At 52.3% G+C, this 22,120-nt stretch carries 27 protein-coding genes; 6 read left to right on the top strand and 21 right to left on the bottom strand.

Annotated features, from left to right (window positions below; all coding sequences use genetic code 11):
* Positions 1–18: 18 nt before the first annotated feature.
* The 4 genes from flgE to flgB are packed head-to-tail and all read right to left on the bottom strand — an operon-like array spanning position 19 to position 2,886.
* Positions 19–1,248 (bottom strand): flagellar hook protein FlgE, encoded by a 1,230-nt coding sequence (gene flgE / locus ACFQ0F_RS03540; protein WP_379069221.1) that lies wholly within the window; start codon positions 1,246–1,248, stop codon positions 19–21.
* Positions 1,249–1,277: 29 nt separating this feature from the next.
* Positions 1,278–1,961, bottom strand: coding sequence for a flagellar hook assembly protein FlgD (locus ACFQ0F_RS03535; RefSeq protein ID WP_379069219.1), 684 nt, complete (start codon positions 1,959–1,961; stop codon positions 1,278–1,280).
* Between the two features lie 14 nt (positions 1,962–1,975).
* Entirely contained in the window at positions 1,976–2,404 is a 429-nt protein-coding gene (flgC, locus tag ACFQ0F_RS03530) for a flagellar basal body rod protein FlgC (protein ID WP_379069216.1), read from the bottom strand.
* A gap of 2 nt (positions 2,405–2,406) precedes the next feature.
* A complete protein-coding gene (gene flgB, locus ACFQ0F_RS03525; RefSeq protein WP_340674584.1) occupies positions 2,407–2,886 on the bottom strand; it encodes a flagellar basal body rod protein FlgB in 480 nt (159 codons plus the stop codon).
* 166 nt (positions 2,887–3,052) lie between these two features.
* Between flgB and ACFQ0F_RS03520 the strand changes: the two genes are divergently transcribed.
* The 6 genes from ACFQ0F_RS03520 (at position 3,053) to ACFQ0F_RS03495 (ending at position 7,042) form a co-directional block, all read left to right on the top strand.
* On the top strand, positions 3,053–3,787 hold the full coding sequence (locus ACFQ0F_RS03520; protein WP_379069213.1) for a sulfite exporter TauE/SafE family protein: 735 nt from the start codon (positions 3,053–3,055) through the stop codon (positions 3,785–3,787).
* Between the two features lie 116 nt (positions 3,788–3,903).
* Positions 3,904–4,626 carry a flagellar basal body P-ring formation chaperone FlgA gene (gene flgA, locus ACFQ0F_RS03515; RefSeq protein WP_379069210.1) on the top strand — a complete coding sequence of 241 codons (723 nt, stop codon included), beginning with the start codon at positions 3,904–3,906 and terminating at the stop codon, positions 4,624–4,626.
* Between the two features lie 85 nt (positions 4,627–4,711).
* Entirely contained in the window at positions 4,712–5,056 is a 345-nt protein-coding gene (flgM, locus tag ACFQ0F_RS03510) for a flagellar biosynthesis anti-sigma factor FlgM (protein ID WP_340674581.1), read from the top strand.
* A 26-nt stretch (positions 5,057–5,082) separates the two neighbouring features.
* Positions 5,083–5,556 (top strand): flagella synthesis protein FlgN, encoded by a 474-nt coding sequence (locus tag ACFQ0F_RS03505; protein WP_340674580.1) that lies wholly within the window; start codon positions 5,083–5,085, stop codon positions 5,554–5,556.
* Between the two features lie 23 nt (positions 5,557–5,579).
* A complete protein-coding gene (gene fliK, locus ACFQ0F_RS03500) occupies positions 5,580–6,731 on the top strand; it encodes a flagellar hook-length control protein FliK (RefSeq protein ID WP_379069205.1) in 1,152 nt (383 codons plus the stop codon).
* Complete coding sequence (locus ACFQ0F_RS03495) at positions 6,728–7,042, top strand: EscU/YscU/HrcU family type III secretion system export apparatus switch protein (protein WP_379069202.1); 315 nt, start codon at positions 6,728–6,730, stop codon at positions 7,040–7,042. Before fliK ends, ACFQ0F_RS03495 begins: the two co-directional genes overlap by 4 nt.
* A gap of 7 nt (positions 7,043–7,049) precedes the next feature.
* Here the strand turns inward: ACFQ0F_RS03495 and motD are convergent, their stop codons facing one another.
* The 17 genes from motD to ACFQ0F_RS03410 all read right to left on the bottom strand — a co-directional run bounded on the left by motD (position 7,050) and on the right by ACFQ0F_RS03410 (position 22,044).
* Positions 7,050–7,904, bottom strand: coding sequence for a flagellar motor protein MotD (motD, locus tag ACFQ0F_RS03490; protein ID WP_379069200.1), 855 nt, complete (start codon positions 7,902–7,904; stop codon positions 7,050–7,052).
* The gene (locus ACFQ0F_RS03485) at positions 7,888–8,673 is read right to left on the bottom strand and encodes a flagellar motor protein (protein ID WP_340674576.1); all 786 of its coding nucleotides are present in this window, start codon (positions 8,671–8,673) and stop codon (positions 7,888–7,890) included. Before ACFQ0F_RS03485 ends, motD begins: the two co-directional genes overlap by 17 nt.
* A 27-nt stretch (positions 8,674–8,700) precedes the next feature.
* On the bottom strand, positions 8,701–9,432 hold the full coding sequence (locus ACFQ0F_RS03480) for an RNA polymerase sigma factor FliA (RefSeq protein WP_340674575.1): 732 nt from the start codon (positions 9,430–9,432) through the stop codon (positions 8,701–8,703).
* On the bottom strand, positions 9,432–10,256 hold the full coding sequence (locus ACFQ0F_RS03475) for a MinD/ParA family protein (protein WP_340674574.1): 825 nt from the start codon (positions 10,254–10,256) through the stop codon (positions 9,432–9,434). The genes ACFQ0F_RS03480 and ACFQ0F_RS03475 overlap by 1 nt, the downstream gene beginning before the upstream one ends.
* A gap of 64 nt (positions 10,257–10,320) precedes the next feature.
* The gene (locus tag ACFQ0F_RS03470) at positions 10,321–11,847 is read right to left on the bottom strand and encodes a flagellar biosynthesis protein FlhF (RefSeq protein WP_340674573.1); all 1,527 of its coding nucleotides are present in this window, start codon (positions 11,845–11,847) and stop codon (positions 10,321–10,323) included.
* Between the two features lie 67 nt (positions 11,848–11,914).
* Positions 11,915–14,020, bottom strand: coding sequence for a flagellar biosynthesis protein FlhA (gene flhA / locus ACFQ0F_RS03465; RefSeq protein ID WP_379069195.1), 2,106 nt, complete (start codon positions 14,018–14,020; stop codon positions 11,915–11,917).
* The gene (flhB, locus tag ACFQ0F_RS03460) at positions 13,983–15,143 is read right to left on the bottom strand and encodes a flagellar biosynthesis protein FlhB (protein ID WP_340674571.1); all 1,161 of its coding nucleotides are present in this window, start codon (positions 15,141–15,143) and stop codon (positions 13,983–13,985) included. The genes flhA and flhB overlap by 38 nt, the downstream gene beginning before the upstream one ends.
* Positions 15,133–15,939 carry a flagellar biosynthetic protein FliR gene (gene fliR / locus ACFQ0F_RS03455; protein WP_340674570.1) on the bottom strand — a complete coding sequence of 269 codons (807 nt, stop codon included), beginning with the start codon at positions 15,937–15,939 and terminating at the stop codon, positions 15,133–15,135. The genes flhB and fliR overlap by 11 nt, the downstream gene beginning before the upstream one ends.
* A gap of 4 nt (positions 15,940–15,943) precedes the next feature.
* Positions 15,944–16,213, bottom strand: a complete 270-nt coding sequence (gene fliQ, locus ACFQ0F_RS03450) for a flagellar biosynthesis protein FliQ (RefSeq protein WP_340674569.1) — start codon at positions 16,211–16,213, stop codon at positions 15,944–15,946.
* Positions 16,210–16,989 carry a flagellar type III secretion system pore protein FliP gene (gene fliP, locus ACFQ0F_RS03445; RefSeq protein ID WP_340674568.1) on the bottom strand — a complete coding sequence of 260 codons (780 nt, stop codon included), beginning with the start codon at positions 16,987–16,989 and terminating at the stop codon, positions 16,210–16,212. Before fliP ends, fliQ begins: the two co-directional genes overlap by 4 nt.
* The gene (gene fliO / locus ACFQ0F_RS03440) at positions 16,986–17,453 is read right to left on the bottom strand and encodes a flagellar biosynthetic protein FliO (RefSeq protein ID WP_379069190.1); all 468 of its coding nucleotides are present in this window, start codon (positions 17,451–17,453) and stop codon (positions 16,986–16,988) included. Before fliO ends, fliP begins: the two co-directional genes overlap by 4 nt.
* A gap of 20 nt (positions 17,454–17,473) precedes the next feature.
* Positions 17,474–17,827, bottom strand: coding sequence for a flagellar motor switch protein FliN (gene fliN, locus ACFQ0F_RS03435; protein ID WP_340674566.1), 354 nt, complete (start codon positions 17,825–17,827; stop codon positions 17,474–17,476).
* Between the two features lie 25 nt (positions 17,828–17,852).
* Positions 17,853–18,827: a flagellar motor switch protein FliM gene (locus ACFQ0F_RS03430; RefSeq protein ID WP_379069187.1), complete on the bottom strand. Its 975-nt coding sequence runs from the start codon at positions 18,825–18,827 to the stop codon at positions 17,853–17,855.
* Between the two features lie 10 nt (positions 18,828–18,837).
* A complete protein-coding gene (locus ACFQ0F_RS03425; RefSeq protein ID WP_379069184.1) occupies positions 18,838–19,296 on the bottom strand; it encodes a flagellar basal body-associated FliL family protein in 459 nt (152 codons plus the stop codon).
* Between the two features lie 152 nt (positions 19,297–19,448).
* Positions 19,449–20,540, bottom strand: a complete 1,092-nt coding sequence (locus ACFQ0F_RS03420) for a protein-glutamate methylesterase/protein-glutamine glutaminase (RefSeq protein WP_379069181.1) — start codon at positions 20,538–20,540, stop codon at positions 19,449–19,451.
* 25 nt (positions 20,541–20,565) lie between these two features.
* Entirely contained in the window at positions 20,566–21,171 is a 606-nt protein-coding gene (gene cheD / locus ACFQ0F_RS03415) for a chemoreceptor glutamine deamidase CheD (protein ID WP_379069178.1), read from the bottom strand.
* Between the two features lie 6 nt (positions 21,172–21,177).
* Positions 21,178–22,044 carry a CheR family methyltransferase gene (locus ACFQ0F_RS03410; protein ID WP_379069175.1) on the bottom strand — a complete coding sequence of 289 codons (867 nt, stop codon included), beginning with the start codon at positions 22,042–22,044 and terminating at the stop codon, positions 21,178–21,180.
* Between the last annotated feature and the right edge of the window lie 76 nt (positions 22,045–22,120).

The following is a 22,120-nucleotide window of genomic DNA, read 5'->3' as shown; positions in this document are numbered from 1 at the left end:
TCCTAGCATTTCAGCTACTTAGCGCATGTTTATGATGGTTTGCGTTACCTGATCAGAGGTCGAAATCATCTGTGCGTTGGCTTGGAAGTTACGTTGCGCGGTGATCATTTCCACTAACTGAGCGGTCAAATCAACATTGGAGCTCTCTAACGCACCGGCCTGTAGTAAACCGAAGTTTGATGTGCCGGCCTCACCCAAGCGCGGACCGCCTGAGGTGTAGGTTTCAGCCCATGAGGTATCGCCTAATTGCTGCAAACCATTGGGGTTGTTGAAGATAGCCACAGCAATTTTGCCGAGCTGTTGCAGCTGCCCGTTGGTGAAACGTGCTGACACAACGCCTTTGGCATCGACATCAATGCCGGTCATACGGCCGGTGGTGTAGCCATCGTTATATAAATTGTTCACACCGAACTCATTGCCGTATTGCGTACTGGCGATAAAGTTCAAATCGAGACTGATAGGCGTGCTACCAGTGCCAGCATCAAAATCATCGTAGGAAACATTCGCGGTTAGTGGATCTAAAATCCCGTTACCGTTGAATGAAAGTGTCGAAAACGCATCACCGCCATTTACCGTAACTGGCTGATTATCGACATAAAGTCGTTGCTCCCATTGATTGGGCGTTGCCGTGCGAGAAAAGTACATCGTTGCCTGATGTGGCGTGCCCAGTGAGTCATAGACCGTCATTGAGGTTGCATGGTTATAGCTATCAGGCTGATCTGAATTAAAAGGCGTTACCGCAGGTGGAGACACATTTGCTGGCAAGTTAACGCCAATATCGCCTTTTTCGCTGGCTTTTGGCGGGCTCTCAGTGGTTTGCAGCTTTAGATCAGATAGCGAACCAGTCGCGAAATTACCGCCAGCAGTAACCGGGAAGACTTGCAGCTTCTGCAAGTCACCATTGACCACGTTGCCTTCACGATCGACGCTGAATGCGCCAGCGCGTGAATACACCAAACCTTCGCGGCCTGACATGACGAAGAAGCCTTCGCCACTAACAGCCATATCTAGGTTGTTATTGGTGAAGTCGATATTGCCCTGCGAGAACTGCTGAGAAATGCTCGCAGTGCGAACACCAGCACCACTCGCCGTTGCAGAAAGATCATTACTTGAGGTCGCAAAAACATCACTGAACAGCGCACGCGATGACTTGAAGCCAGCGGTATTGACGTTGGCAATGTTATGCGCGGTGACATCTAAGTGGGTTGAGGCAGCGTTGAGGCCGCTAAGTGCAATTCGAAAGCTCATGAGATAACTCCAGGGTCTTTGGTGTCGGCTTAGCCGACGGCTTTAACATCGGAAAGTTTGACGCTGCCCATCGGGCCTAAATCGAGTTGCGTGCCACCATTAGCTGGCAGGCTCACGCTTTGCACAGTGGCTTGCACTGCTGGTGCCAATGCCTCACTGGTGCTGCCACGTGTGGCCGTGACTTGAATGGTGTAATTGCCGTTGGGAGCAGCGACGTTGTCGTTACTCTTGCCATCCCACTGAAAATTGACGCTACCGGCGGCTTGTGGACCGAGGTTTATCTGACGCACTAACGCGCCTTTATCCGTCAAAATATCGACGCGAACGTTCTGCGCTGAAGCCTCTAAGTCGACTTGTCCATTAATTGGCGTACCTTGGTTTAAACCCACGGTATCGCCTGGCACGAGCACGGTTTTACCGATCAAACCCGAGGCATTAAGCCACTGTGTTGAGGACATGGAGTTGGCTAGGTCACTAATCGACGTCTTCATATCGTTAATGCCAGCAACACTGGAGAGCTGCGCCATCTGCGCTAAAAACGCCGTATTATCGGTGGGCTTTAGCGGATCTTGGCTTTGCATCTGCGCCAACATCAGCTTCATAAAATCGGCTTGATCGAGATCGCTCAAGGTTTTACGGCTATCGCCAACGGCCGCAGTACCACTAGCAGCGCTACCTTTGTTGACCAAGCTATTAACTTGACTGAAGTCCATGACTTACTCCGTGCTTACTGTTGGCCGAGCTGCAAAGTGCGCAGCATCAGGGTTTTGGCGGTGGCAAAAATCTCGGCATTGCTTTGGTAAGCACGCGAGGCAGAAATCATATTGGCCATCTCTTCGACGGCATTAACGTTGCTGCCGAAGATGTAGCCGTCTTTATCGGCCATGGGGTGGCCGGGTAAATAGCGTTTGGGCACTTCAGCCTGACTGGTCTCAATGCCATCGACTTGAACGCCAACTTGAGTGGCGTTATTGATGCCGGTACCGGCACTGGCGTTGGCGTTGGCCATCATCGCGGCGAACACAGGTTGGCGGGCGCGATACGCACCTTCGGCCGTGGTACTAACGGTGTCGACGTTGGCCATATTGCTGGCGGTGGTGTTGAGCCGCAGCATTTGCGCATTCATGCCTGAACTGGCGATATCAAAAATGCTCATGATTAACGACCTCCGGTGATGGCGGTTTTCATTGATGAAAATTTGCCGCCGAGAAATTGCAGCGTGGCTTGATAGCGCACGGTGTTGTCGGCGAAGGCGGCTTGCTCACGCTCGGCTTCGACGGTGTTGCCGTCGATAGACGATTGCAGTGGGATGCGGTATTTCAGGCTCTCGGCCGATGAACTAGAGCTAGCGCTAACGTTAGCGCCAGCTTGATTGATGCTGGTGCCGGAGCTAGAGACGCTAAGGCCTAGGTTATTAGTGTTTTGGCTGACGTTGCCTACGCTCATGCGTGAGTTATTGGCGTTGGCTGCGCTTTCGCCCATGGCGCCAGCTAGCGCTGCTTTAAAATCAAAGTCGCGAGCTTGATAGCCTGGTGTGTCGGCATTCGCGATGTTGGAGGCGAGCACTTCGCTACGCATCGCGCGCAAATGCAGTGCCTTCTCATGCACGCCCAATACCGAATCAAAACTAATGCCCATCTTCCACCTCCGAACGCAATTCACGTCTGCTCAGAGATGAATTAGCAAACGCCGTGCCAATGTCTATTTAGATTTATTTTTCATGGACTTAGATACATTGGCTAATGGCCTTAGCACGATCAGCAAGCTACCATAGGCAACATAGTCAGCATCTTGGCACTCATCCATGAACGAATATTTACTGCTCAGCCTCGCGGCATTTTTCGCTGGCACATTGAATGCGGTCGCTGGCGGCGGCAGCTTTTTGACCTTGCCGGCGTTGATCTATTGCGGCGTGCCACCGGTCATCGCCAATGCAACCGGCACGGTGGCGCTACTGCCAGGCTATGCCGCCAGCACGTGGGGCTTTCGCCAAGAACTCAAGCAACTGCAAGGCCTACACCTGCCACGCCTGCTAATGCTGAGCTTGTTCGGCGGCAGTCTCGGTGCCGGACTCTTACTGATCACCGATAACAACACCTTTAATCAGCTCATTCCGTGGCTGCTATTAGTCGCCACCCTGCTCTTTGCTTTCGCACCCAACCTCATGGCTGGTCGCGCGCAAGCCTCACCTCTTGTCGCCCTGTCGGCACTTTTTCTGGTGGCGATATACGGTGGCTACTTCAACGGCGGCTTGGGCATTTTGCTGTTGGCAGCACTTAGCCTGCTTGGGCATAGCAATCTCAATGCCATGAATGGCGTCAAAAATTTGGTGTCGACCGTGCTCACGGCGATTGCTGTGATGATTTACGCCGCCGGAGATGTTGTCGCTTGGCCGCAAGCCTTAGTCATGATGCTCGCTGCAACCGCCGGCGGTTATTGGGGCGCCAAAATTGCCAAACGCTTGCCGGCGCTAGCCTTACGCCGCGGCATCATTGTTATTGGCGCAGTCATGACGGTGCTATTTTTCATTACGCTTTAAAGCCACTCGCCTCAACTGGCACGCATTTTGTAAGCCCATACAGTAGAAGGATGCTAATCAGGCATCTAAGTGGCTGCAGCTTCCCTGCACCACCTGCTGTATTGAGGCTAAAGCCAATGAAGCTACTTCCTATATTTTCGCTAAGCAGCCAGATACCCATTGCGCTAGCTTTGGTGATGCTACTGCTGCCCATCAACTCAGTGGCAGCACCCGCTCAGCGCCTAGAGGCTATTGGTGAGGCCGCAGTCGACTTTGTCCGCAGCAATCATCCTTGGCAGGGTTTAAACGTTAGCTTTGAACAACCAACGCTAGATGAGCGTTTGAGCTTGAGCCCCTGCGAGGCGCCATTACAAGCCAGCATGCCCATTGGTGGCCGCATCGCTAAGCGCACCAGTATTGCCGTGAAGTGCCCAACTGCCGCGGGTTGGACCATCCATGTATCCGTGATAGCCAACGCCGAAGCCTCAGTTTTAGTGGCACGTCGCGCCATTAGCCGACACGAACAGATTCATGCTAATGACGTCATGGAAGCCAGTCGCGACATTACCAGCCTGCCCTATGGCTACTTAAGCGAGCTACCGATTGGTGATGCTCTGCAGGCTAAAACCGGGATTGCCCAAGGCGCAGTTATCACGCCAGGCATGACTCAAGCCGCGGATGTCATCAAGCGCGGAGATATCGTTGCCATCGAACTAAGTGATACGCGCATGGCTATCAGTATGCGAGGTGTAGCACTGGCTGATGCCGCTGCTGGTGAATTAGTCGCGGTGAAAAACTCACAATCTGGGCGAACCGTTCAGGGTCAAGCCATGGCCAGCGGCAGAGTCAGAATCCAATAATCAGAAACAGATGAAATAGTTGTTAAAGTTTTACGGCGGGCAGTCGATATGAAGGCAGACCACCAATTTTGGAGGATCTGCCATCATGGTAGACAAAATTAATTCAGCACCGGCACACCGGCCTGATCTCGTCCGCAACGACGCGAACAAACGTACTGAAGCTGCGAGCGAAAGCCGTGCCACATCAGGCACTTCCGCCGCTCAAGCAAATGCTGAGGCAGCGCCAACAGTAAAGGCTACAGGGAGCCAAAGTACCTCTGTTACCTCACTGATTGAACGCGCCAAAGCAGCCGCTGAGCATGTGCCAGAGGTGGATCGTCAAAAGGTTGACGACATCAAACAGGCTATTGCACGCGGTGAGTTTCAAGTAAACCCGAAAGCGGTGGCACAAGCCTTCGTCTCGATGACGTTGAACGCCACACGCATGTGACTTAACTAACGCATGAGGAAATCGCCATGTCTATCCGAGAACCAGCACTGTGGCTCAATGAGCTAAGCGAACTATCGGGTCGCTTCAAAGAGCTTTTGGAGCGTGAACTGGCGCATTTATCAAGCTGGCCAGTGCTTAACTTGCCAGACTTTGCTCAGGCGAAAATACAGCTCAGCCGCAAGCTCGAACAGCTTGAAAGCGAACGCGTGCAATGGCTATCTAGCCAAGGCCAGCATGAGCGCGGGCGCTTAGCCATGCGCGAAGCGCTACACAAGCAGCCCAATGGCAGCCAGCTTCTCAAGCTTTGGGAACATGCCATGGGCATCTTGCAAGCCTGCCAACCGCTAAATCAGCAAGCCGGCCTAAGCATTAACTTGCTCGGTCAGCAAACACGCCGCAGCCTCGACATCCTCACCGGCAATGCTGCCCTTCCTGCCACCTATGGCAAACAAGGTCAGCAATCGGGTGGTTATTTACGAGGCAGCCTCGGGCAGGCCTAAGCCCGCTTGAGGCCTAGCTCTGCGTGCGCATTGCGCCGAACCAAGCAGCTGTCGTTCTGCCTCCAGCCGCGCAGGCATCCGTTGTCACACCCGCTCAAGCCATTGGCGCGGTGCTTCGCGTTGAGGTTTTAGCGCAACTCGATTTGCTACGTTATAAATTAAGAACGCCAACCGGCGAGCGCATTGCGGAAAGCCGCACGCCATTGAATGTGGGCGACAAACTGGCTCTGCAAATTATCGGCGGCGATGATAAGCGCTTGCTCGTCGACAAAATGCCGACGCCCGCTCAGCAAGCTAATACACAATTAAAAACCTTTTTACCGAAACAGCTCGACGCCAGTCGATTGATGGCTTTGCTGCCAGCACTAGCCGCAAAATCTGAAGCGCCTGAGGGCGTGGCTAAGCTGCTTGAGCACTTGCCGAAACCCAGTCAGCTCATGCAGGCAGACACTCTGCAGCAGGCCATTAAAAATAGCGGTTTGTTTTATGAGCGCGGTTTAGCGCAAGGCATTTTGCCGCCGCCTGAAGACTTAAAACGCCAGATCCTTCAACTTCGCGATGAACTCAAACAAAAGCTTGGCCTCGATGCTAGCAACCAAACTACGACCGCTGGCGCTTCACATGCTGCCGGTAAAGTTGAGGCGCTTCAGCGCGCCACACTGCCCAATGCCCTACTAGAGATTTTGGCGCAGTCGTTGCCAAGCTCGATGCTTCTATTGCTCGGCCAAGAGCTCGATGGTGTCTTGGCGCGTATGGTCAGCCATCAATTACTCCATGCTAGCGATGAGAAAAAGCAGCATCAGCAATGGCTTATGGAACTTCCTGTACAGGATCGTGACGGCATCGATTTGCTACAGATTCATATCAGTAAAGATCAGCGTCAGGCTTCGCAACAACAGCCAGGCTTCGCTTTATGGAAAGTGTCCTTGAGTTTGTCATTACCAGATAAAGGCGCAGTGATTGCCACGCTATCTCAGCAAGATGAACGTGTGCATGTGCAGTTTCATGCCGAACAAGCCGACACGCATGCGTGGATAAATCAGCACTGCCCTGCGCTACGCCAACGCCTAATCGATTGCGGCCTTCAAGTCGGCCATGTGCAGGCACAACGTGGCCTGCCGCACGACGATACATTGCCCAAAGGTGCTAGCGGCTTATTGCAGGAGCGCGCATGAACAAGAAGCCAGCACAGGCCATCGCCCTGCATTACGATGGCCAGCGTGCGCCTCGCGTTACCGCTAAAGGTGAGGCTGAGGTTGCCGAGCGTATTGTCGCCCTGGCACGAGAACATGATGTGCCTATCCACGAGGACATCGAGCTTACCTCGCTACTTGCACGCGTGGATTTAGATGATGAAATACCGCTATCACTATTTGTCGCAATTGCCGAAGTTTTGGCGTTTACCTATCGCCTAAAAGGCAAAACGCCAGCCACTCAACGTAGTGTGAGTAGCCGGCGTATTTTCGAACAAAATAACGATGAATAATTGACGCCTATTTTGGTGTAGGCACGTCGTCTATAGTTGGTGTAGATAAAGAGGCATTCGCCGCATCATTTGCCGCTTTCGAATCTGTTCGCAAAGATGGAATCACGATGACTACGCGGCGATTACGATTTCGCCCCGCTTCGGTGGCGTTATCAGCCACAGGACGATACTCACCAACACCGATAACCGCTAAGCGAGTTGGCTCTATGCCCTTCTCCATCAACAAATGCACAACACTGGCTGAGCGCGCTGCTGACAGCTCCCAATTCGATGGAAACACCGTGGTGTGAATCGGCATATTGTCGGTATGGCCTTCTACACGCACAGGGTTAGGGAAATTTGTCAGCACAACCGCTAGGCGCTGCATGATGTGAATGGCCTGAGGCGAAAGCACTGCGGTACCGCTAGCAAAGAGAATATCGGTTTGAATTTCAACCTCAATGCCCTGCGGCGTAGTGCGCACCACAATGACATTTTTATCAATCAAATCGGCCATTGCGGCTTTCACGGCGGAGGCCATCTCTTCGACCTGCTTCGCTGTCGAGTTCAGTCCAGCACCTTGGCCACCATCGAGCAATGATCCACCAGGCCCCATGGCTTGCGGCTTACTAAGTGATGGCGCCGTGGTCAATAATTTGGCCATGGCCGCAACTTCACCCACTTGCACAGGCGCTAAAGATTTAGGTGGGCCATTAAAGGCCTCTGCCATTGAGGCAGCAGCAACTCGATACTTACCTTCATTGACCGATGAAATCGCGTACATAACCACAAAAAACGCGAGCAATAAGATGATCAAGTCACCAAATGGAATGGCCCAGGCTTCATGGTTTACGTGATCTTCGTGCTTATGTTTTCTTGCCATCGTCTTTGCCTTTGCCTTTGGGTGCGCCGTGAACGACATAGCCTTGCAGACGGCTTTCGATATGACGTGGGTTTTCGCCCTGAGCAATCGAAGATAGGCCTTCGATAAACATCATGCGCATCTTCGCCTGCTCTTTGACGTGGTATTTGAGCTTATTGCCGAAGGGTAAGAAAAATAAGTTGGCTGATGCGATACCGTAAATGGTCGCAGTGAATGCGGCGGCGATGCCTGTGCCAAGCTTGCTGGGATCGGCCAAGTTGCCCATCACTGCCATCAGACCCAAAACCGCACCAACGATGCCTAGGGTCGGGGCGTAAATGCCCATCGATTCCCAGACTTTAGCGGCGGCGGTATCGAATTCTTCGCTGGACTCGAGTTCAACTTCTAAAATGCCGCGAATGCTTTCTGGCTCACCGCCATCGACCAGCAACTGCAAACCTTTGCGGATGAACTCATCGGTTTCGCCATCGACTTGCGATTCCAACCCCATTAAACCGTCTTTGCGGGCAATGCGACTCCACTCGACAATTTTGACAATAAGAGCTTCTAAATCAGTCGCTGGTGGCTTAAACAACCAACCAAATATCTTCATGCCACGCTTAAATACTGGCGCTGGAGTTTGGATCATGACGGCGGCCATGGTGCCGACCAATACGATCATCGCCGCGGCGCCACCGAGCAAGCCTTTAAGTCCAGCGCCTTTCAAAATAGCGCCAACAAGCAAGGCAGTAAACGCCATGACAATGCCAACTAGGGTCATGATATCCATGAATGTGCTTCCTCTTCTGCTGCGCCCTTAGGCCGCGACTTCAGTCCATTCGCCTAAGCGACTGCGCAGACGCAACACCGCCTGGCTGTGAATTTGACTGACACGAGACTCGCTAACCTCGAGCACCTCGCCAATCTCTTTTAAGTTCAAACCACGCTCGTAATACAGCGCTAAAACCATTTTTTCACGCTCAGGAAGACTGTCTATTTGCGTTGCCAAGGCCTCTGTAAAGCCGGCTTCTAGCAAAGCGCCCAATGGCTTATCGGTGCTGTCATCGGACTCTGGTGCATCGAAGCCATCTTCGCTGAGCTGATCTAAGCTAAACACTTTCAAGCTGCCGGCATCGCGCAATAACTCGTGATACTCAACAAGGCCAATGCCCATCTCGCTCGCCACTTCAGCACCACTGGCCTCGCGGCCTTTGCGATGCTCAACACGGCGCATGGCCTGACTCATGTCGCGCACGCGTTTAGTGAGCGTGCGTGGTGCCCAACCTTCGCGGCGGACTTGATCGAGCATGGCACCGCGTATGCGAATGCTGGCAAAGGTCTCAAAACTCGCGCCTTTGTCATTCTCAAAATGGCTTGCGGCCTCAAGCAGGCCCATCATGCCGGCTTGAATTAAGTCATCTGCCTCAACGCTGGCTGGCATGCGCCCCGCCATGTGATAGGCGATTTTTTTGACCAGGCCAGCGTGACGCATCACTAGCTCATCACGACTGCCCATGGCCACCGATTGATAGGTGACATGCGCATTCATTAGGCAACTCCTGCTAGATTCGGTACCCCAAGCAAGCGCTCAACAAAAAACTCGATATGCCCACGAGCCGTGGTTGGTGGCGCCCATTGATCAACAACTGCTGCCAAGCGTTTGAACGCCGCTGTGGCATCGGTGGCAGGATAAAGTTCACTAACGGCTTTTTGACGACTAACGGCTTTCTTCAAGAATTCGTCGCGTGGCACTGCACCGGCATAACGTAGATTTACGTCGAGGAAGCGCTGAGCGACTTCATTGAGGCGGTTAAATACAGCGCGACCAGAGCGATCGCCGCTAACCATATTGCTCAAGACATTAAAATTGCTGATACCGGCATCGCGCTTTAAGACTTTGATCAAGCCGTAGGCATCGGCCAGTGAGGTAGGCTCTTCGGTTAGCACCACCAAAACATGCGTGCTGGCACGGGTAAAGGTAACCACAGAGTCTGAAACGCCGGCAGCAGTATCGACAATCATCACGTCAAAATCGTCGCCTAGGTCGGCAAATCCCTGCACGATGCGCGCATGTTCGCTAGGTTGCATCTCTGCCATGCGCTTAATGCCGGAGGCTGCTGGCACAATGCGAATGCCGCAAGGGCCTTCAATCAAGATGTCGCGCAAATGCACACGGCCGGCAATGACATCTGCCAAGGTTTTTGTTGGCCGCAGACCAAGCAAAATATCAATATTACCCAAGCCTAAGTCGGCATCCATGAGTAAAACGCGGCGACCGAGTTTGGCGAGCTGGCAGGCTAAATTAACGGACACATTTGATTTGCCCACTCCGCCTTTTCCGCTCGTAACTGCAATGACGTTTACCGGTTTCATAGCCTACTTCCTTTTGTCATGTTCTTTTGATGCTAGGCATCGTGTTCGTATAAATGCTGGCTTATTAGGCCGATTGCGCTTGCTTAGGCGCCGTGCCAGCGCTGTGATTAATAAGCTCATCGGCTTGCACCATGGCTGCAGCCAGCAGCACTTCTATATCTTTGTTTGCAGTTTCTATGCCATCTGTCATGCGAGGGCTCTGATTAATCGCCGATAGCGTTAAGCCATAATCACTGAGTAGTGACAGCACGGGCGCCAAGGCATAGCTCATGTCGACGCGGGTTAGCGCCACAGAAGCAAGCGGTAGGCCAGCGCAACGGCTCATCAGGGCACGCAAGCTGCGAGGATCAGCGTCACTTGGTAGCGCTAAAATCACCTCAGCATGTGGTGCGCAGGCGAGCTGCATCATTAGGGCTTTCAGCGAAGCATCGTTACGCGCTTGCAAGCCCGCGGTATCAATAATCACCAAGCGCTCTTGGCTTAAACGCGCCAAGGTATCGCGCAGGTCATCCGGTGTGAATGCGCTGTGCACAGGCACGTCAAGCACTCGGCCGGCGGCACGCAGCTGCTCTTGCGCGCCTAGGCGATTGCCATCGGTGGTGACTAGTGTCAAACCACCGTGACCATGGCGACGGATATCTGACATGACCAATTTATTGACCAATGTGGTTTTACCGGCGCCTGCAGGGCCGATGATGAACACCACGCCGCGCTCTGGTAGCGCACTGGCATGAACGCCCTGCGCCAATGATTTGGCGATTGCCTCAGGTGCTGGCATGCCAGCTTTGACGGCATCCAATAATGCTGGCTTGGCCAGTAACCATTGATTACCTAAACCTAGGGCATCGGCCCATTGCGTCAATTCGTCTGGCAAATCGGCGTGGCTGGAAACACTGGCTTGGCGTAAATGATTTTCTAGCCAATGACGAATCGAGCCCAACTCTTGCTTGAGCGCCAAAATATCGGCTTGGGCCTTGTCGGAGTCTTCCGCTGGCACGATAGGTTTTTTGACTAGCGTTGGTTTGGCTACAGCTGGCTTGGCGGCGGGCTTAGCAATGTTAGCGGTAGGTGTAGCCGCTGCTGGCGCTGGAGATACTGCTTTCACGCGATTGCCTGCCAAGGCATTGGCGGCCTTTTTACTGGCCTCAATGGCATGATTTGACGCTTCTTTGACAGAGGCGACAAATGAGGATGTGGTTGCTGATGCTGTTTGGCGGGTATTACGCATTAAAACATCGGCGCTGCTGCCTGCGCTGGAAATAGTAGCCGAGACGCCATCGCCAGCAATTCGCTGACCTGAGCCTGCGCCGCCGTCAACAGCCATGCCTAAATGACGAAGGTTTTCTTGGCGGCGGGCAATTTGATCAGCAGGCGTGATGGCCGAGGCAATTTCGGCGGCGCGATTAGCGCTGGCATCGATTGGCTGGCCTTTCGAGTTAACGATGGCACTTAGGTCATCGGCCGTGGCAATTAGCTCAACGCCACCGGCAACTTCGTAGCACGCCAAAATGCTGGCATCGTCGCCCAAAGCATCACGAATCATGCGCATACCAAGGTGGCTATTTGCGGCTTTGAATTTACGAATTTTCATCTCTTGCCCCTGTGCTAACTCGATGCGCTGTCAAAAACGTCGCGCTATATACCGGTTAATGCACAACTCATGCCAACCCAACGCGGCCGTTATGACCCATGGTCGACACTAGGCGTACTTCCTTGCTATCAGGCACTTCGTTATAGGACAAGACATTGAGGCCAGGCACGCTGCGACGAATAAATCGCGACAACCAAGAGCGAATCGCCGGTGACACAAGCAGCACCGCAGGACGCCCAGAAAGCTCTTGCGACTGGGTAAAATCGGCCAAGCCGTTTTGCAGTTTCTCCGCCAAGCTTGGCTCAATGCCAACACCGCCATTGCCACCCTTCAGTGTGTTTAGCAGCAGTTGCTCTAAGTCAGCATCTAGCGCCATTACTGGCAGTTCAGTCTCTAAGCCATTGATTTCTTGCACGATCATTCGACCCAAGGCCATGCGCACACCTTCGAGTAAGTCATCGGGGTTTTTCGTGCGCGGCGCTTGCTCGGCCAGCGACTCAGCGATCAAACGCAGGCTGCGAATAGACACACCCTCTTTCAATAAGTTCTGCAGTACACGCACCACCACGCTCAATGGCAGCTGCTTAGGCACCAAGCTTTCCACCAATTTCGAATCGCTTTTCGCCAAGCCATCGAGCAGTTGCTGAACCTCTTCGTGACCAAGTAATTCGTGTGCGTGTTGTTTAATAATTTGGCTTAAATGCGTGGCCATCACCGTGCCGTTATCGACCACGGTATAGCCCAAGGTCTGTGCTTGATCGCGTAAAAGTGGGTCGATCCATACCGCTTCCATGCCGAAAGCTGGGTCACGGGTGGCGGTGCCGCGAATCTGGCCATGAACTTGGCCGGAGTTAATCGCTAACTCACAACCCATGATGATTTCGCCTTGAGCCACGGTGTCGCCGAGCAAAGTAATGCGGTAAGCACCAGGTGCCAAATCAAGGTTGTCGCGGATGTGTACGGACTGCACCAAAAAGCCCAACTCCTTAGATAGCTTTTTACGCACGCCAGTAATGCGACCAATAAGCTCACCGCCCTGCGCACGATCGACCAATGGAATCAGGCGATAACCCACTTCTAGGCCAATGACATCGGTATTGGTGACATCTTCCCATTGCAGCTCAGTCGGCTCGATAGGCTTCACTGTGCCTGGAGCACCGGCATTGGCCATGCTGCCGCCTTCCACCACCTCAGGCTCTAGCGCTTTTTTCTGCATTAACCAGCCGCCGCCGGCACAGGTTGCTGCTAAGAGTAAAAACACCAAGTTTGGCATGCCGGGGATAATGCCAATCACACCCATAACCGTAGCGGCTAAATACAGCACGCGCGGGCTGGCCAGCACTTGTTTAACAACTTGCGTGCTCATGTCTTGGCTGCTGGAGATGCGCGTGACGATAACCGCCACGCCAATCGACAACAGCAGAGCTGGAATCTGTGCCACTAGACCATCGCCAATGGCGAGTAGAACGTAGTTATTAGCAGCCTGATCGAATGACAAACCGTGCTGCAACATGCCGATGGCCAGACCACCGATGATATTGATGAATAGAATCAAGATGCCGGCGATGGCATCGCCACGAACGAATTTACTGGCACCGTCCATCGAACCGTAAAAGTCGGCCTCGGTGCGTACATCTTCACGGCGTTGGCGAGCTTGGTCCTGTGTCAAAACTCCGGCGTTTAAATCGGCATCAATAGCCATCTGCTTACCGGGCAATGAATCCAAGGTGAAACGCGCGGTGACTTCCGAGACGCGGCCTGCACCTTTGGTCACAACCATAAAGTTGATGATCACCAGAATGGCAAAGACCACGATACCGACAGCAAAATCACCACCAATAACGAAAGCACCAAATGACTCAATAACGTGACCTGCAGCGCCAGGGCCGTTATGCCCATCCATCAGCACAACGCGTGTGGAAGCGACGTTGAGACCTAGGCGCATCAAGGTGGCGAGTAGCAAAATGGTGGGGAAAGAGTTGAAGTCCATCGGCCGTTTTACATAGATCACGGCAAAGATGATGATCAGCGACAGCGCGATATTGAAGGTGAAAAATAAGTCCAACAAGATCGGTGGAATGGGCACAACCAGCATCGCCAGCAGCGCCAGGATCAGCAATAAGATGCCAAGGCCGTTACGGGTTAGGGTCTGAAAAGTCTCGCTGAGGTTCATCGTTAAATCCTGTCAGATAGCTGTCGTCGACCACTGGAGCAGGGGCTTCTGGGTATTCGCCACCCAAATCTTCCCACTGCCTAAGCTGGTATACGTAAGTCAGTATCTGAGCTACTGCAAGATAGAGGCCAGATGGGATCTCTTTATCTAAATCAGTGCTAGCGAACAGGGCTCGAGCTAGTCGAGGTGATGCCACTAAAGGCACTTGATTGGCTTTTCCTAAGGCACGAATGCGCGCTGCGACTTCATCCGCGCCTTTTGCTACGACTATTGGGGCGCCGCCGCCAGACTCGCGATAGCTCAAGGCAACGGCAAAGTGCGTGGGGTTGGTGATGATGACATCGGCCTTAGGCACATGATCCATCATCCGTCGTCGCGCCGCTGCCTGCTGCATTTCGCGGATTTTCCCCTTCACTTCTGGGCGCCCGTTTGCCTCTTTATTCTCATCAGTAATTTCTTGATGAGACATCTTTAACTGCTTGTTAAAGCTGAATATTTGCCACGGCACATCGATCAGCGCAATAACTAATAATGGCAGGCTCACGATGAGAAAAAACCAGAGCAGCATGCCGCCACTTTGGCGCATAGCCTGCTCTGGCGAGTGTCGGCTAAGATCTAAAATAGAGGGTGTGAGATAGCTCAATAAGCCATACGCAGCAGCGCCGATAAACACGACCTTGAGCATGGATTTGCCCAGCTCCACTAGGCTTTTAGCGGAAAAAACCTTACCTAAGCCAGTAATGGGATTGAGCTGATCGAGCTTGAGACTGAGCTTAAAAGTCCAGCCTCCAAGAGCAACAGAGGATACTAAGGCGGCAGCAAAACATAGCGCCATCAGCGGCCACATCAGCAATAGCCCTTCCACAAGCAGGCCATAGAATAAACTGGGCATGAGTTCGGGGTCAGGGTTAGCTAAAACCGCCGGAGAAAGCGCTACCGTCAATAAATTGGCAAGGTCGCGACCGATTTGCGGCCCCCAAGCAAATAGACCAACTGCAGCGGCGATCGTGACCATGGCCGTTGATAGTTCTTTAGAACGCGGAACCTGACCTTTCTTTCGGGAGTCTTCGCGCTTTTTCGGGGTCGCCTCTTCGGTCTTTTCCTGGCCGTCATCACCGGACATTGGCGGCCTCCATTAATACGCCACCCTGTGCCAGAGCGGCGTTTAAAAGGCCTTCAAGCGCTGGCGCTATCGAAGGTAAAACCTGCCAAACGACAATAAAGCCGACCATCATGGTGAGCGGAAAACCGACGGCAAATAAGTTCATCGAAGGTGATGAGCGACTGATCACACCCATGGCGATTTGCACGACGAGCAGGGCCAACACGGCCGGCATGGCAATACGCATGGCCGCGCCGAACATGCTGCTAATGCCTTTTAACAATTGCTGAGCTGCATCTGGCGTGATTGATAATGTGCCCGGAGGCCAGCTAATAAAGCTTTTCATCAAGAGCTCAAGAAAGGCCAAATGGCCATCTAATGCCATAAACAGCAGCAGCGTAATCAGCATCAAAAACTGCCCCAACACCGGCACTGGCGTGCCTTGCTGCTGATCGATCAATGTTGCGAAACCTAGACCCATGCCGGTAGCAATTAAAGAGCCGGCGAGCATGACGGCCTCAAAGGTGAGCTGAACTAAAAAACCGAGGCAAATGCCAATTAGCAGCTCATTGGCAGCCATTAATATGCCGCTAGCAGAGAAGGGATTAAAGTCGTTTACGGGAGTGCCCGCCTGCGTCAACACCATGGGAGCGATCAGCGCGCTTAAAACAACGGCAATGAAGATGCGAAACTGTCCAGGCACGCCTTTTCCGCTGAATAGCGGTGCCGACAAAATAGCGCCACTGATGCGGCAAAAAGGCAGCCAAAAGGCTGCCAGCCAGCTCAGAAGTTGCGCTTCATTGACGGCGAAATTCATCACCCTAGCCCACTAAGTCAGGGATCATTTGAATCAATTCGCGCGTGTAATCAACCAGCGTTCGTAGCATCCAAGGCCCAGTAAGGCCAAGCACCACAATCAAGACAATGAGCTTGGGAATAAAGCTTAGCGTCATGTCCTGAATCTGCGTTGCGGCCTGAAACATACCGATAATCAAACCTGCTGCCAGCGCAGCCAACAGTAATGGAGCTGCCAACAACACCGTCACCATAATGGCTTGTCGGCCGATCTCAATGACGGTATCTGGCGTCATGGCGTGGCTCCCATATGGAAGCTTGCCGCCAGCGAGCCCATGATCAGACTCCAGCCATCGACCAGTACAAACAGCATAATTTTGAATGGCAGCGAAATCATCATCGGCGACAACATCATCATGCCCATAGACATCAAGACGCTGGCAACCACAAGGTCAATAACCACGAAGGGAATGAATAATAGAAAGCCAATTTGAAACGCCGTTTTCAACTCGCTGGTGAGAAACGAGGCCATGAGAATGGTAAATGGCACATCATCAGGACTTGCCATCGGGCCAACACCGGCGATTTCAGCGAACATCGCGATGTCATCTTCGCGAGTCTGCTTCAGCATAAAACTGCGAAATGGCACAAAGCCCTTTTCGACCGCTGGCACAAAGGTCAGCTCATCATTCATATAGGGCACAACCGCTTCGGTATACGCCTGATTCAGTACTGGGCTCATGATAAACAGCGTCAAAAACAAAGCTGCGCTAAGCAGCACTTGGTTTGATGGCGCCTGCCCCGTGCCCAAGGCTTGGCGCAAAATACCGAGAACAATGATGATGCGTGTGAACGCGGTCATGCCCAGCAAAATAGCCGGCAGCAACGTTAGCGCAGTCATGATCGCTAGTAGTTGTAGCGACACCGAATAATCGCCAGCGCTTGATGTGCTAACGCCTGGAATGCCAGTCGGCGCGGCCATCGCAAGCGAAGGCAGTAGCATCAATAGCGCTGTGAAAATTTGGTTTTTCTTAGTCAGCACCGAAGGCGACAAAAAGCGCCGCAAGCTCATGACGATGCTCCAGGACGGCGCAGGCCTTGAGTAGCCAAAACGCTGCGTAAATGCGTCATAAAGTCAGGAGATGTTGGCAGCGATGAGTCGCCCTCACTACCCTGCACTGGGCTCGGCCCCTGCCATGTGTGTAGCGGGCGGATGCTACCTGGCGTGCAACCAATCAGCACGTTTTCATCGCCGACTCTGAGTAAAATCACACGCTCTTTTAAGCCTAATGATAGTTGCGCCGTGACCTGCAAAGCACCTTCGCGCGGGGCTTGGATTTTTTGAAAACGACGGATCATCCATGCCGCGCCTAATAGCAGCGCCACCACAAAGGTTAGGCCCAGAAATACCGACAGCAGATTGCCCGTCGATAAAGGATCTTTCGGCAAATTAGCCGCTGGAGCCGCTTGCGCCACCAAGGGTAAGGCAAGCCATGCACCAATGAGCGAATAAAAAAGCGAGTGGCGCACTATCATAGAAAATCCTTATTAAACGCTTAGTGAAGGCGGCGTATGCGCTCTTCTGGGCTCACGACTTCAGTCAGCATGATGCCGAACTTGTCTTTTACAACGACAATTTCACCACGCGCAACTAGCGTGCCATTAACTAATACATCGAGCGGCTCGCCTGCCATGCGGTCAAGCTCAATAATCGCGCCTTGGCTGAGCTTGAGCAGATCACTAATGCTCATGCGAGCGCGACCGACCTCAATCGACACTGTCACACTGACATCTAAAATCATGTCTAAATTAACGTTGGGCGCACTGCTGGCAGCAGCTGCAGGCTGGCTTTGTAGCTCACCAAAGGCGGCGGCTTGAATATCGTCTGCTTGGAAATCGTTGTCACTCATGGCTATAGCTCCACTGGTTAAAGGCTTAATCGCGGCGGCGTATGGCCGGATAAATATGTTTAATTTTGGCCGACAGCTGGCCGTGATGCGTACCAAAGCTTGCCGTCATCAAAGGCTGTCCTTCGAGTTGAATCGTGACTTGCGAAGGATTATCGATAGGCAAAATATCGCCAACCTGTAAGTTACAAACGCGCTTCAAGCTCACTTTGCTATCACCGAGTTTGGCGACTAAAGACAGCTGGCTTTCAACTAAGCCAGACATCAAACGCGTGCGCCATTGCTCGTCATGCTCCTGCCTAGTGGTTCGAACAACACCGCCTAAACTATCGCGAATTGGGTCAATGGCGGCCCATGGCACCACCGACAATAACTCTGCTTCATGCGAGCCAATTTGCACGGTGAAGCGCGTCACCATTAATGTGTCGGACTGCTGTAGTTCATCGACAAAACGAAAATCGTGGTAGTGCTCATCAATGACTGGATTGATGTCGACAGCGGTATGCCAAGCAGCTGTTATCGCAGGAATCAAGCTTTCGGTTAGTCGCTCCATAAAGCGCGATTCTGATGGCGAAAAATCCTGGGCACGCACATGTTGCGAACGGCCGCGACCACCATAAAAATGATCAACTAGCGTGAACACCAGCTCAGCTTCAAAGGCTAGGTAAATCGGCGAGCCTAATGGCTCAGCACGCATGCTAACGATATAAGCTGGAGCGGCTGTGCTGCGCATAACCTCCGCAAACTTCATTACGGCAATACGATCGGCGCGGATATTGTCTACGCTTGGCACCCATTGGCGCATTTGCTGCTTAATGCCTTCAGCCAAGCTCGACTGCACTTGCGACAAAGCTGGAATAAGCCGCGACACCGCATATTCTTGGCTAGCAAAATCGTACTTCTCGCCGCCGCCACGAATATCGTCAGTGCTATCTGTGATCAGTCCTTCGGCACCCTCGCCGATTAGCGCATCAAGCTCTTCTTGTTCCAGAATATCACCCATGATGTGCTCCTTATTGCACCACAAGTTTGGTGAAATAGACGGCTTCAATGCCGCCAGAGCCTGTATCGGCAGTTAGCACTTCATTGATTTTATTTAGCAAGGCGGCTTGCAAAGCCAAACGGCCTTCGGGCGTACCGATCGACTCGCGATTTTGTGCACTCAGCAGCAGCAGCACGTCATTGCGAATATGTGGCATAGCTTTGGTGGCGCGATCGACTACCGATGAGTCGCGATACATCAGATTAATTTCAACTTGCAGAAAGCGTGTCGCGAAACCGTCTTCGATGTTGACGGTAAAGGCAGGATCCATCGGTAGGTAGGCAGCAGTGGCTTTCACAGGGGCGGGTGCAGCTTCCGTTGCGCTGGCTGCTGTGTGGCCACCAAAAGCACCGGTGACGAATAAAGTGCCGCCAATGGCAGCCGCCAGTAGTACTGCGACGCCTACACCTATCATGACCATTTTTTTCATTTGCCAATTCCTACTGAGTGCTCGCCTTGGGGGCGCGAATACTAGTGAATAAGCAAATGCTGTGCCATGTTACTTAAATCATTTATTTCAAGTACTTATGGATATATCTCAGCAGATAATAGCGACGTCAAATAATTGGCAAAGCAATAACGTCAGGCTTTTGACCCTTGCGCCTCAGCCAGCGCCACTAGGCGATCTAGCACGCGCACGGTCAAACGCTCTGGCGAGCCCTGCTCATCGACAACGCCTAGCTCAAATGCCGCTCGTGGCATGCCATAGACAACTGAGCTGCCCTCATCTTGGGCAAAACAATAAGCGCCCGCAGCCTTCATTGCGGCCATGCCTTGCGCGCCATCGCGGCCCATGCCGGTGAGCAACACTGAGGTCGCATTTTTCCCTAAAACTTTGGCAGCACTATCAAATAAAACATCTACCGAAGGCCGATGCCTATTTACCTCAGGGCCTTCGGAAAGCACGATTTTGTAGCTACCACCGGTCACACGCTCGAGCAAAATATGCGCATGCCCCGGTGCTATATAAACACAGCCGGGGCGTATCACATCGCCCGCTGCGGCCTCTTTGATATGCACTTCACATTCATTATTTAAGCGCGTGGCAAAACGCTGAGTAAAACCCTCAGGCATGTGCTGAACAATCAAAACTGGAGGCGTGTTGATGGGTAAGCCCATAACAAAGCGTTTGATCGCTTCGGTGCCACCTGTGGAAGCACCAAGGCAAATGATGTGGTTAAGCGGGTATTTTCGCTTTGGATCAACAGTTGGTCTCGCGCTTGAAAGCGTTGGTTCAATCCGCTTGAATTGATGCCCGGCTTCCGCTGCTTGGCGAATTTTCTGCGTAATTTCTGTCGCCATTTGGTTTAGATCGGCACGGCCTTTGAGCTGACGCTTGCTGATGAAATCCATCGCACCCAAATCTAGCGCATGCAAAGCCAGATCAGAGTCGACATCGCCAGCACTCGAAATCATCAACACCGGCAATGGATTTAAGCGCATGAGACGCTCTAGAAAACTAATGCCATCCATGCCCGGCATTTCCACATCGAGCGTCACGACATCGGGCTGTAACTCACGAATTAGCTGGCGCGCAGTGGCTGTTTCTGGCGCGGTCGCAATCACTCGCATATCGGGCTGACGATTAATGATTTCCGACAATAACAAACGCATCGCCGATGAATCATCAACGACCAAGACACGAATAGGCTGTAGCGAAGCAGATGTAGCCATATTAGCGGAAGCCATATGCGATACCTTAATGTCTTAAATTGGCCCGATACGCCTGCTCAATTCGAGCAACTTTTGGGTTGTAGTCGGTTTTCATTTTTCGCATCATCACGCGGCCGCTATCGGGGAAAAAATACAACTTCCGAGGGTAAACATCGCCGAGATTACATGCCCTGATAGGAATGCCACGCTCTTCTAAATACTGCAGCACAAAAGCGGCGTTATCATCACCAATATCGCTAGCATTAAAACCACGTAGCACTCGTCCACCGCCAAATACTTTTGCTTCTAATGACTGCTTCATCGCGCCATGAGCGAGCACACGCTCAATCAAAGTATCCATGGCAAATTGGCCATAGCGCATGCAATCAGCCTCTTCACCATTTTCATCAGCGCTTGCAGCCAACATAAAGTGATTCATGCCACCAATACGGCTAACCGGATCCCAAATAACTGCTGACACACAAGAGCCTAAAACGGTGGCGATGATCACCTCACCACTGGCGACAAAAAATTGCCCCGGCATGATCTTGATGATCTCGCGCTTAAACTGATGATCAAAAAATCTCGAGGTTGCTAGAAACTCCTCACCGACTGCAGCGTCATATCGCGGGCGGCGCCGCTGCGAGGCCATGGCAAATCACCCAGCCGACGAGCGCGATAGCTGGCGCTCGTATACTGTCTTGCCACGTAAGCGGAAAAGATCGTTTAAATGTAGCAAGGACTCAGAATGCCCAACAAATAACTGAGCGTTAGCATTCATATATGGAGTGAACTTCTCTAATACTTTGCGCTGCGTATCTTTATCGAAATAGATCAGTACATTACGGCAAAAAAGTGCGTCGAAAACACCCTGGATAGGCCATTGATTATCGAGCAAGTTGAGCTGCTTAAAAGTCACTAAATCGCGCACTTCGGGGCGCACACGCACCATGCCTTCATTACTGCCTTTGCCACGCATAAAGTAGCGCAAATATTTAGGATCTAGCTTCTCAATACGATCGGCGCGATACACGCCAGTGTCTGCTTTCACCAATACACTGGTGTCGATATCGGTTGAGATAATTTCCACTGGCGGATTTTTGCCGAAAACCTCTAAGGCCGTCATCGCCAAAGAGTAAGGCTCCTCGCCTGTAGACGCAGCGCTGCACCAAATGCGAAATGGCCGGCTTTTGTCTGTGTGCGAGCGCATCAAGGACTCAAGGATGGGAAAGTGATAATCCTCACGGAAAAACGCCGTTAAGTTGGTGGTTAGGCTGTTAACAAAGGCCTCCCACTCTTCCGGATTTTTTTCCACTAGTTGTAAATATTCACTAAAGGTTTGCGTGCCCGTTGCGCGCAAACGGCGAATGATTCGCGAATACACCATGTCTTGTTTGGTATCGGCTAAGTTGATGCCAGCATGGTCATAAATCAGTTTTTTAACTTGCCGAAAGTCACCTTGATTAAAGGCAAATCCAGCCTCTTTTCCATCAATGGTGACTACGCGCTCATTATTTGCTTTCACGACCCGCATCTCCTTGTTGCGCTGACCACCCAATATGGTGGCCAGCGTCGGAACTCACGACCCGTTTCGGGGTTAT

Source organism: Paraperlucidibaca wandonensis, from assembly GCF_042677145.1.
Classification (GTDB): Bacteria; Pseudomonadota; Gammaproteobacteria; order Pseudomonadales; family Moraxellaceae; genus Perlucidibaca; species Perlucidibaca wandonensis.
The sequence above is the reverse complement of the archived record's forward strand: the minus strand, read 5'-3'. Positions and strand labels throughout refer to the sequence as shown.